Annotated in this window: 10 protein-coding genes; 2 read left to right on the forward strand and 8 right to left on the reverse strand. The window is 55.0% G+C overall.

Annotated features, from left to right (window positions below; translation table 11 throughout):
- Window positions 1-76 precede the first annotated feature (76 nt).
- Complete coding sequence (locus HED22_RS00965; RefSeq protein ID WP_167717946.1) at window positions 77-1,384, reverse strand: citrate synthase; 1,308 nt, start codon at window positions 1,382-1,384, stop codon at window positions 77-79.
- Between the two features lie 110 nt (window positions 1,385-1,494).
- The gene (gene gltX / locus HED22_RS00970) at window positions 1,495-2,901 is read right to left on the reverse strand and encodes a glutamate--tRNA ligase (RefSeq protein ID WP_167717948.1); all 1,407 of its coding nucleotides are present in this window, start codon (window positions 2,899-2,901) and stop codon (window positions 1,495-1,497) included.
- 180 nt (window positions 2,902-3,081) lie between these two features.
- Here gltX and HED22_RS00975 point away from each other — a divergent pair, with 180 nt between their 5' ends.
- Window positions 3,082-5,181 (forward strand): ComEC/Rec2 family competence protein, encoded by a 2,100-nt coding sequence (locus tag HED22_RS00975; protein WP_167717950.1) that lies wholly within the window; start codon window positions 3,082-3,084, stop codon window positions 5,179-5,181.
- Between the two features lie 86 nt (window positions 5,182-5,267).
- Here the strand turns inward: HED22_RS00975 and lexA are convergent, their stop codons facing one another.
- The 5 genes from lexA to HED22_RS01000 form a co-directional block, all read right to left on the reverse strand.
- On the reverse strand, window positions 5,268-5,975 hold the full coding sequence (gene lexA / locus HED22_RS00980) for a transcriptional repressor LexA (protein WP_167717952.1): 708 nt from the start codon (window positions 5,973-5,975) through the stop codon (window positions 5,268-5,270).
- A 162-nt stretch (window positions 5,976-6,137) separates the two neighbouring features.
- Complete coding sequence (gene moaC, locus HED22_RS00985; RefSeq protein ID WP_167717955.1) at window positions 6,138-6,617, reverse strand: cyclic pyranopterin monophosphate synthase MoaC; 480 nt, start codon at window positions 6,615-6,617, stop codon at window positions 6,138-6,140.
- Between the two features lie 35 nt (window positions 6,618-6,652).
- A complete protein-coding gene (gene trpC / locus HED22_RS00990) occupies window positions 6,653-7,450 on the reverse strand; it encodes an indole-3-glycerol phosphate synthase TrpC (protein ID WP_167717957.1) in 798 nt (265 codons plus the stop codon).
- On the reverse strand, window positions 7,447-8,481 hold the full coding sequence (trpD, locus tag HED22_RS00995) for an anthranilate phosphoribosyltransferase (RefSeq protein WP_167717959.1): 1,035 nt from the start codon (window positions 8,479-8,481) through the stop codon (window positions 7,447-7,449). The genes trpC and trpD overlap by 4 nt, the downstream gene beginning before the upstream one ends.
- A gap of 31 nt (window positions 8,482-8,512) precedes the next feature.
- A complete protein-coding gene (locus HED22_RS01000) occupies window positions 8,513-9,085 on the reverse strand; it encodes an aminodeoxychorismate/anthranilate synthase component II (RefSeq protein WP_167717961.1) in 573 nt (190 codons plus the stop codon).
- Between the two features lie 272 nt (window positions 9,086-9,357).
- On the opposite strand from HED22_RS01000, the gene HED22_RS01005 reads away from it, so the two are divergent.
- Window positions 9,358-10,584, forward strand: coding sequence for a divergent polysaccharide deacetylase family protein (locus HED22_RS01005; RefSeq protein WP_167717964.1), 1,227 nt, complete (start codon window positions 9,358-9,360; stop codon window positions 10,582-10,584).
- A 68-nt stretch (window positions 10,585-10,652) separates the two neighbouring features.
- On the opposite strand, the gene HED22_RS01010 is transcribed toward HED22_RS01005, so the two are convergent.
- Window positions 10,653-10,793: a hypothetical protein gene (locus tag HED22_RS01010; protein WP_368484457.1), complete on the reverse strand. Its 141-nt coding sequence runs from the start codon at window positions 10,791-10,793 to the stop codon at window positions 10,653-10,655.
- Window positions 10,794-10,852: the final 59 nt, after the last annotated feature.

Below are 10,852 nucleotides of genomic sequence, written 5' to 3' on the forward strand. Positions count from 1 at the left end.
GGGAAACCTGCTCGCAGATACAAAAAAGGCCCGGAAGTTTCCGGGCCTTTTTCTTGTCGTGTGATCGTTTTGCGACTTAGCGCTTGTCGACCGGAACGAACGGACGTTCTGCGACACCGGTAAACAGCTGGCGCGGACGACCGATTTTCTGCGACGGATCTTCGATCATCTCTTTCCACTGGGAAATCCAGCCAACGGTACGTGCAACCGCAAACAGCACGGTGAACATGCTGACCGGGATGCCCATCGCCTTGAAGATGATGCCCGAATAGAAGTCGACGTTCGGATAGAGTTTCTTCTCGATGAAGTACTCGTCTTCACGTGCGATACGTTCCAGTTCCTGGGCAACGTCAAGCAGCGGGTCGCTGATGTTAAGTTCTTTAAGAACTTCGTGGCAGGTTTCCTGCATGACTTTGGCGCGCGGATCGTAGTTTTTGTAAACGCGGTGACCAAAGCCCATCAGACGGAACGGATCGTTCTTGTCTTTTGCTTTTGCAACGTATTCCGGAATGTTTTTCACATCGCCGATTTCATTGAGCATGACCAGAACGGCTTCGTTCGCGCCACCATGCGCCGGACCCCAAAGGGATGCGATACCAGCGGCAATACATGCGAACGGGTTGGCACCCGAAGAACCGGCCAGACGAACGGTCGAGGTCGACGCATTCTGTTCGTGGTCGGCATGCAGGATCAGAATACGATCCATTGCCTTGGCCAGAACCGGATTGACTTCATAGTCTTCACACGGGTTGCCAAACATCATCTGCAGGAAGTTCTCCGCATAACCGAGCTTGTTGTTCGGGTAACGGAAAGGCTGACCGATCGAATACTTGTATGCCATCGCAGCAATGGTTGGCATTTTCGCAATCAGGCGATAAGCCGAAATCATGCGCTGCTGTGGGTCATTGATGTCGGTGCTGTCATGATAGAATGCGGACATCGCACCGATAACACCAACCATGATCGCCATCGGATGCGCATCACGGCGGAAGCCGTTATAGAAGTTGCGCATCTGTTCATGGACCATGGTGTGCATGGTGATGTCGTTTTCGAACTGGGCTTTTTCGGTGGCATTCGGCAGCTCACCATAAAGCAGCAGATGGCAGACTTCGAGGAAGTCGGCATTTTCTGCGAGCTCGTCAATTGCATAACCGCGGTGACGGAGGATACCAACGTCGCCATCAATGTAGGTCAGTTCGGACTGGCAGGAGCCGGTCGAAGTGAAGCCCGGATCATAGGTGAAATACCCGGTTTCAGCATAAAGCTTGCGAATGTCGATGACAGACGGGCCTACGCTACCCTCAAGCACCGGCATCTCGAACGACTTGCCAGTGGCATTGTCGGTCAGTGTCACGGTGTGGGAAGTCTTGGAATTAGATGCCATGACTATTTTTCCTTCCCTGTTTGAACGAACACGGTTTCAAGTTGTGTGCAGCATAATGCTGCGGCGCACAAAGCGCAAACGGGTTATTAGTTTTTCTTAATTCGCTGTTGTTATGCATCAAAATGGCGAATGCGTTTCAGCGTTTGTGTTTTGCCAAGCACAATCATTACTTCGAAGATGCCTGGTGAAGAGTTGGAGCCTGTAAGCACCGCCCGCAAGGGCTGCGCAACTTTGCCAAGTTTCAAGTCGAACTTTTCGGCAATCGCACGGACACTTGCGTCAACGTTCTCTTCGGTCCAGTTATCAAGCGCTTCAAGGCTGTTGGCCAGTTCTTTGAACAGACCTTCAGGTGCACCATCAATCAGGGACTGGGCTTTCTCGTTAACGGACAGGATGCCATCGGTAACGTAGAAGGCAGAAGAGTCGGCGAGCTCAATAAGAGTCTTCGCCCTTTCTTTAAGGCCTGACATGCCGTTGATCAAGATTTCTTTTTGCGATGCATCAAGGGCATCGATGCCAATTTTCTTGGCAATCAGCGGGGAAATCTCATCAGCAAGACGCTTGTCATCGGCCTGGCGCAAGTAAATACCGTTCAGGTTGGTCAGCTTCGCAAAGTCAAAGCGTGCAGCCCCTTTGCCGACATCGGTGATATCAAACCATTCGATTGCCTGCTCGGTCGAAATAACTTCTTCATCGCCGTGACCCCAGCCAAGACGCAGAAGATAGTTGTTCAATGCCTCGGGCAGGAAGCCCATTTCATCGCGATAGGCATCAACACCCAGTGCGCCATGGCGTTTTGACAGCTTTGCGCCGTCCGGGCCATGGATCAGCGGGATATGCGCAAAGGTCGGAACGTCCCAACCCATGGCATCATAAATGACTTTCTGACGGAATGCGTTGGTCAGGTGATCATCACCACGGATGACGTTGGTAATGCCCATATCATGGTCATCAACCACAACCGACAGCATGTAGGTCGGCGTGCCATCACCACGCAGGATCACGTAATCGTCAAGCTGCTCGTTCCCAACGCGGACTTCGCCCTGCACCTGATCATTGATCACGGCATCGCCTTCTTGCGGCGCCTTGACGCGGACAACAGGTTTCACACCTTCGGGCGCCTCGGACGGATCGCGATCGCGCCAGGTGCCGTCATATTTCATCGGGCGGCCTTCTGCGCGGGCTTTCTCGCGCATTGCCGTCAACTCCTCGGGGGAGCAATAGCAGTAATACGCCTTGCCGGCATCAAGCAGCTGTTGGGCAACCTCTGCATGGCGGTCGCGACGGGCAAACTGCATAGTCGGCTCTTCGTCTGCGGTCAGGCCAAGCCAGTTCAACCCGTCAAAAATGGCCTCTACGGCCTCGGGCGTTGAACGTTCACGGTCGGTATCCTCGATCCGGAGCAAGAACTTGCCACCGGTGTGTTTGGCATAAAGCCAGTTATAAAGTGCGGTGCGTGCGCCGCCGATATGGAGAAACCCGGTCGGAGACGGGGCAAAACGGGTAACAACCGTCATTCAATCTATCCGTTATTTGGATGTTGTCGCTTGTCCTATGGACTTTTGGCGTGCAGGCTATAGCACAAATGACACGCTGTTGCACCACAGCGGATGTTAGATAGAAACTATGCGGCAGGCGGGCTATTGGACATTCGTCGTAGGTTGGTAGGTGAAAATCAATTGATTCAAGTGTTTGCGATGTTTTTTTCGCAAATTAATTTTGTTGTTACAAGTCAAAGAAATAAGTGGTTTCTGTGCTCGGTTATCTTCTTTGGGTTGGGATGTGCCGGGTATTTCTTGCTTCCTGCGCGTGTTGACCTCACGCAGATTGGTGTCGCGGTGATTCTGCTGTGTTGCGGATTTTGGATGTCGCGCCGGCTGGCCATTCTGGCCTTTGTTTTTCAACTCCTTGCCTGTCTTGCTTTTGGCACCCTTGCGAGTGCGATCCATACCGAACTCGGGCCCCGTAACCTTCTCACCAAAACGCTTTATTCAACTGAAGTGACAGGCACCATCATCAGCCTCGAGCCTCGAAACGGACGCATCCGGGCAACGCTGAAACCCTCGGAAATTGTCGGCATACCGAATGAGCAACTTGATTGGAGCATTCGGCTCAGCTTTTTGGGGGACAGTGACCTTGCGATTGGCGACGAGGTCAAGGCATCTGCACGTGTCTTTCCCTTGCGCCCGCCGTCCGTTCCCGGTGATCCCGATTTTGCGCGCAATCTGTATTTCAGCAACATCGGCGCATCCGGATTTGTATTCGGGCGTCAGTTTGAGGTTCGCAAAAGTGAAAATTCTTTAAATAACAATGTTTTGTTGGTTGGTGTTGAGAAGGCACGTCAATCTATCTCTACGACCATCAGCGACAGCATGACCGGGCCAGAAACGGGCATTGCCAAGGCCCTGATTATCGGGGAGCGCGGCGAAGTGACTGCCAACGTTGCCGATAACCTCCGCAAGTCGGGTCTGGCTCACCTGTTGGCGATTTCAGGCCTGCATATGGGATTGCTCTGCGGGACGGTGTTTTTCCTCATGCGTTTCGGGCTGGCAGCCGTTCCCCAAATTGCCTTGCGCAATCCGATCAAAAAGTGGGCGGCCATGGCTGCGATGCTGGCCGGGCTTGTTTATCTGGGACTATCAGGTGCGACCATCCCGACCCAGCGCGCCTTTGTCATGCTGCTTGTCGTCTGGGTGGCCTTGCTGCTTGATCGCCGCGCCATATCGCTGCGCCTGGTGGGTGTGGCGGCGATTGTTGTTCTGATCCTGCGACCTGACGCCGTTCTGGGGGCCAGTTTCCAGTTATCCTTTGCGGCTGTCGGTGCGTTGGTCGCGTTTTATGATGGGCCGGGCCGTCGTTGGCTGGATCGACAAGGGATGTTGTCCTGGTATGAGCGGATCGGCCTGTATCTTGGCGGTTTGCTTCTGACCAGTCTGATTGTCACGGCCGTTACGGCACCAATCATCGGCTATCATTTCGGGCGCATATCAATGCTGGGCATCTTGGCCAATCTGGTTGCCATTCCGGTGATGGCCTTCTGGGTCATGCCATGGATTGTCCTGACCCTCGCACTCATCCCGTTTGGGCTGGCCGGGGTGTCATTGGCGGCAATGAAGCCGGGCCTGACTGTCTTGTTGCAAACCGCCGAACTGGTGGCAGCTCAGGACTGGGGCCTTTGGTATGTCTCGGGCCTTGATATGCTTGCCGTCACACTTTCTATGCTGGCACTGGCCTGGATGATCATATGGCGCGATAAATGGATGATACTGCCGATGGTTCCGGTACTTATCGCAGTCATTACCTTTCAGGCGATGCATCAAGAACCGGAAATCCTGATTTCGGGTGATCGCGAAAGCTGGGCGATCTATGATCCGGATGCGGGGATCCTGCACACATCTTCGAGACTCAATGACTTTCAGAAAGACATCTGGATGAACCGTTTTGGCATTCGCCCGGAACAGGAACAAAGCCGCGTGCATGCCTGTGGGGACGATCCCTGCCGCATTGATGTTAGCGCTAACAATTTTCCTTCTCGGATCATTGTCGCAAGCCGTATCACCAATCCGTTCTATGCCTGCCGCAATGCCGATATCATCGTGAACCAGCAAACCGATCTGCCAAATACCTGTCAGGCTGCACGTGCGCGGACTGTGATTGATGACGATGTCCTGTGGTGGCAGGGCGGAGTGGCTGTCAAATTACCTGCGAGCGCTGCAAATCCGCCCAAAATTAAAACAGTGCGGGATGATAGCGGCAACTGGCCCTGGATCATCATCGGTGGCAGAGCAGGGCGTTAGACGCCAGAGCCATATCAAAACCGCAGAAAACAAAAACGCCCGGGCAAAAAGCCGGGCGTTCGTTGTTCAAAATGCAGTAAAATCAATCAGTACTGACGCAGCAGCCCGACCAGACGACCCTGAATCTGTACCCGGTCCGGGGACAGGGAGCGCGTCTCATAGCGCGCATTGGCTGGCTCCAGCAGGACTTCACCACGCCCACGCTTAAGGCGTTTCAGGGTGGCTTCGGCGTCATCGACAAGTGCGACCACGATCGTGCCGTCATGGGCCTGTTCGCAACGCTGGATCAGGACCGTGTCACCGTCAAGAATGCCGGCATCGACCATCGAATCACCTGAAACTTCAAGGGCATAGTGATCACCGGTGCCAAGCAATGCTGCCGGGACCTGCACCATGGTGGTTTGATCACGAAGGGCTTCAATCGGCGTACCCGCAGCAATCCGGCCATACAGCGGCAGGCCAACAGATTCACCGGCTTCTGAAAACGCGGTTGGTAAGGTGGCCGGGCGATGGGCTGCCTTTCGTGCACTTGCGATGGATGTCACATTGTTTGGCGTATCGGGTGCGTCATCATCGCTGTTTTCAGGCAGGCGGACGACTTCAAGCGCACGCGCACGATGGGCGAGGCGGCGGATGAACCCGCGTTCCTCAAGCCCTGTGATCAGGCGGTGAATGCCGGATTTGGATTTAAGGTTCAGGGCCTCTTTCATTTCATCGAAAGAGGGCGAAATCCCGTGATCGCGAAGGTAATTGTCTATATAGACCAGCAACTCATATTGCTTGCGCGTCAGCATGATATTTCCCGAACCTGTAAAAAGAACAAAAAGGATACATAAATGTTCTACTTTAGTTCTTTTCGCCGGTCAAGCGGCTCTGTGCAATTAAACGATAAAACCGAATAATCGCGGTAATCATTCAAAAAATATGAATAGTGGCCGTGCCCAATAGGACGGAATCTAGTCCGCGACGAAGGTCCCCGATTTGCCACCTTCTTTCCGGGTGACCCGCAAATCGGTAATCCTCATACTTTTATCAACCGCCTTGCACATGTCAAAAACCGTGAGTGCAGAAATCGAGGCGGCAGTAAGGGCTTCCATCTCGACACCGGTCTTGCCGGTCGTTTTGCAGGTGGCTGTTATGTCAACCGCATCCGCGTCTCTGGCAAGTTCCAGATCCACCGTGACGGAAGTCAGGGGCAGGGGATGACAAAGCGGGATCAGGTCGGGGGTCTTTTTCGCCCCCATGATCCCGGCAAGCTGGGCGATGCCAAGAACATCCCCCTTTTTATGGCCGCGTTCGGCTATCAGCTTCGCCGTTTCGGATGACATCAGAACCCGTGCCTTGGCAATGGCGATGCGCGCGGTTTCTGCCTTGGCCGAAATATCAACCATCACCGCATTGCCGCCGGCATCAATATGGGAAAGCTTGTCTGCCATCAGTTCTGTCCGATCCGATCCCAGTTCACGGGGAGTTAGGCCGCAAGGCCCAGAAGGTTGCGGGTGGCGGTTGTGACGTCGTCCTGACGCATCAGGCTTTCACCGATCAGGAAGCATTGCGCGCCGACCTTTGCCATGCGTGCCAAATCGTCCGGGGTAAACAGGCCGCTTTCGGCTACCAGCAACCGATCATCGCCGACCATGCTTGCCAGTTCCTCGGTCGTGGTGAGGCTGGTTTCCATGGTTTTGAGGTTGCGGTTGTTAATCCCCAGAAGGCGCGATTTCAGCTTGAGCGCGCGTTCGAGTTCAGGCGCATTATGCACCTCGATCAGGACATCCATGCCAAGGCTGTGCGCGGCATCTTCAAGTTCGGCTGCCAGGTCATCTTCAAGGGCTGCCATGATCAGAAGGATGCAATCGGCACCAAGCGCGCGGGCCTCGGTGATCTGATAGGGATCAACCATGAAATCCTTGCGAAGCGCCGGAAGATCAACCGCCGCCCGGGCTGCGACCAGATAGCTGTCATCGCCCTGGAAATAGGGGATGTCGGTCAGAACCGACAGGCAACTAGCGCCGCCAGCCCTATAGGCCTTGGCGAGTTCCGGCGGATTGAAGTCCGGGCGGATCAGGCCTTTGGAGGGCGAAGCCTTCTTGATTTCGGCAATCAAGCCATAGCGGCCATCGGCAACGCTGGTTTCGAGCGCCTTGATAAAACCACGTGGTGCGGATTGCGTTTTTGCTTCGGCCTCAAGGGCGCCAAGCGTTGTGCGCGCCTTGCAGGCAGCGACATGGTCACGCTTGTCGTTGCAGATTTTGGTTAGTACGTCGCTCACGCCGGGGTTCCTTCGTTGGTGATCGCCACAAGGCCCTGCAGGGTTTCGGCAGCCTTGCCGCTATCAATCGCCTCTGCGGCCTTCTTGATGCCCTCGGCCAGATCGCTGGCAATGCCGGTAACAACAAGCGCCGCACCGGCATTCATCAGAACGATATCGCGATAGGGGCCTTTGTTGGCAGCCAGCAGATCGAGAATGGCCTTGGCATTGACATCGGCATCACCGCCCTTGAGATCCTCAAGCGTTGCGGTTTCAAGGCCGAAATCACCCGGGGTGACTTCAAAGGTGGTCACCTTGCCATCCTTGACCTCGGCGACATAAGTCGGTCCGGTGGTCGAGATTTCATCAAGGCCGCTGTGGCCATGCACCACCCAGGCATGAACTGATCCCAGACGGTTCAGCACATGGGCAATCGGTTCGACCCACTGTTTGGCAAACACGCCAAGAACCTGACGTTTGGTTTTCGCCGGATTGGCCAGAGGGCCCAGCAGGTTAAAGATCGTGCGCGTCCCCATTTCAACACGGGTCGGCATGACATGGCGCATCGCCGAATGGTGACGGGTCGCCATCATGAAGCAGAGATTGATTTCGCGAAGCGCCTTTTCCAGAAGCTTCATATCGGCATCCAGATTGACACCCAGCGCCATCAGAACATCGGCCGAGCCGGACTTTGAGGATGCCGCGCGGTTGCCGTGTTTGGCAACGGTGGCACCCGCAGCCGCCGCAACAATCGCCGCCCCGGTCGAGATATTATAGGTACCGCTGCCATCCCCACCGGTGCCGCAGGTATCCACGGCGTTTTCCGGGGCAATGATGCCGGTCGCCTTTTCGCGCATGACGCGTGCCGCACCTGTGATTTCATCGACGGTTTCACCGCGCAGGCGCAACCCCATCAGGAAAGCCCCCATTTGCGACGGCGTTGCCTGACCTGACATCAGCACGTTAAAGGCCGCTTCGGCCATGCTTTCGGTCAGTTTCTCGCCATCTGCGACTTTGGCCAGAATTGGCTTCAGATCATGATCAGTCGACATCGGGTCTTCCTTGGTTTGCGGGCCAGCGCGCTTAGGCGCCGGTATAGTCGATAAAATTCTTTAACAAGGCGTGGCCATGTTCCGAAGCGATACTTTCCGGGTGGAACTGGACACCATGAATTTGATGGGTCTTGTGACGCACGCCCATAATCAGACCATCTCCGCTTTGGGCGGTGATTTCAAGGCTTTCGGGCAATGTTTCGCGTTCAATCACCAGCGAGTGATAGCGGGTGGCTTCAAACGGGCTGGGCAGACCGGCAAAAACGCTTGTACCGGAATGGGTCATCGCATCAGTTTTGCCATGCATGCATTCGGGCGCGCGGATCACCTTGCCGCCAAAGGCCTGACCGATGGATTGATGGCCAAGACAGACACCAAGCAGTTTGACCTTGCCTGCCGCAGCCTTGATCAGATCAAGGCAGATACCCGCACGTTCCGGATCGCAAGGGCCGGGTGAAATGACAATGCCTTCGGGGTTGAGTGCCATGGCCTCATCGACGGTGAGCTCATCATTGCGGCGCACTTCGACCTCGGGGCCCAGTTCGCGCAGATAGTGCCACAGATTGAATGTGAAACTGTCGTAATTGTCGATGAGGAGATACATAAAGAAGCGGGCTCACGCACATTAAGATCGGCAGAGAATAAACGCCATTGTCGCTACGTCAAGCAGAAGCAGAGCAAGGGTTTTTCGCGATATAAATGCCGTTGCCACCTGATCGTCAAAGTTCTTTAACCGGGCGCTAACCAGAGCCGTTTTAAAAAGATCAAAAGAACCGCCGACAGGATCGGTGTATAATCACCATATGGGAAGGGGCTGTATTAGGATAAAAACAGCCGCTACGAGCATCCCAGCCAACGATTACTGGAGACCACAGCGTGGCACGCCGGGCAACCCGGGCAACGACCGCCAAACGTAAAAAGGCGGCACCCAAGAAATCCACTCGCAAGAAGACCGCCCCGAAAAAGAAATCGGGCGGCATTGGTCGCCTGATGTTGGGCGGGGCCTTTGTTGCGGGCACACTTTCGGCGATCATTGCGGTCGGCAGCATGCTTGAACTTGACCGGGCGTCTGATGAGATTGGCCGCACTGCTGATCAAAAGGCACCGAATTATGCCTTGGCCGAGCCGGAACCAATCCCGATGCTGCGCAAGGACTACAAACTTTCAGACAAAGCCTCGATCTCGGAACGCGGACGCACCGGATATCTGGTCGGGGACAATGGCGGAGCATCGCCAGAGGATGTTCAAGGCGGAATTGGCGGGCTGTCCGACTTTGTGTCTGCACCGGCATCCCGCAAACCGTCACAGGGGGCCGATATTCTTCCGGGTGGGAGTGGCAATGATGTTCCGGTTAGCACTGTTGCCGCCGCAGATCAGCCATGGCGCAAATATGCCGCCCTGACGCAAGACACCGGGGACAAGCCGGTGATTGCGATTGTGATTGATGATGCGGGCCTTGATCAGCCGCGCACCGCGCGTACTGTCGATCTGCCGGGGCCGATCACGATTTCCTATTTGCCCTATGCCCGTGATTTGCAGCCGCAGGTCAATGCCGCACGCAATGCCGGTCATGAAGTGATGCTGCATATGCCGATGGAACCGTCATCGGCCTCCATTGATCCGGGGCCGCATGCCTTGTTGGCAAGCTATGACCGCCAGACGATCCTTAATGAAATGACCTGGATGCTGGATCGCTTTGATGGCTATGTCGGTGTGAATAATCACATGGGCAGCAAGTTTACCGCCGATCCGCAACGCATGCGCATTGTGATGGAAGTGATGAAATCACGCGGCCTGATGTTCCTTGATAGCCGCACCAGCGCAGAATCTGTCGGGTATTCAACGGCAAGCAGTTTTGGTGTGCCGGCAATTACGCGCGATATCTTTATTGACGATGCCGATGACGCGGCGAAGATCGCTGATATGCTGGCGCGGACCGAGAATGTGGCGCGCAAGCAAGGCTTTGCCATCGCAATCGGCCATCCCCGCGATTTGACGCTTGGCGCGCTTGCGAAATGGATTCCCGAAATTCAGGCCAAGGGATTCGAGTTGGTGCCGATTACCGATGTTTTGCGCCGGTCGATGCAGAGTGTCACCGGTTAGGTTCGTTTAACGGACATGAAAAAGGGCTGCAGTTTCACTGCAGCCCTTTTTGTTTGAGTGATCGCCAATCAGGCAAAGCGATGGGCTTCGCGGGCAGCGGCCATAAGCGCACCGGCCTTGTTCTGGCATTCCTTGTGTTCGAGTTCCGGTTTGCTGTCGACAACGACACCGGCACCGGCCTGAATGTGGATTTTTTCGTCCTTGATCACGGCGGTGCGAAGCCCGCTGCCGAAAAATAGTCAAGTGACATCATTGCCTCCACCGCAAG

This window comes from Thalassospira sp. HF15, from assembly GCF_011806525.1.
Lineage (GTDB): Bacteria > Pseudomonadota > Alphaproteobacteria > Rhodospirillales > Thalassospiraceae > Thalassospira.

Excerpts from the sequence above, each read along its gene's own strand:
- moaC (WP_167717955.1), bottom strand. The coding sequence starts at position 6,617 with ATGGCAGACAAGCTTTCCCATATTGATGCCGGCGGCAATGCGGTGATG.
- gltX (WP_167717948.1), bottom strand. The coding sequence starts at position 2,901 with ATGACGGTTGTTACCCGTTTTGCCCCGTCTCCGACCGGGTTTCTCCAT.
- HED22_RS01000 (WP_167717961.1), bottom strand. The coding sequence starts at position 9,085 with ATGTATCTCCTCATCGACAATTACGACAGTTTCACATTCAATCTGTGG.
- trpD (WP_167717959.1), bottom strand. The coding sequence starts at position 8,481 with ATGTCGACTGATCATGATCTGAAGCCAATTCTGGCCAAAGTCGCAGAT.
- HED22_RS00975 (WP_167717950.1), top strand. The coding sequence starts at position 3,082 with ATGTTTTTTTCGCAAATTAATTTTGTTGTTACAAGTCAAAGAAATAAG.
- HED22_RS00965 (WP_167717946.1), bottom strand. The coding sequence starts at position 1,384 with ATGGCATCTAATTCCAAGACTTCCCACACCGTGACACTGACCGACAAT.
- lexA (WP_167717952.1), bottom strand. The coding sequence starts at position 5,975 with ATGCTGACGCGCAAGCAATATGAGTTGCTGGTCTATATAGACAATTAC.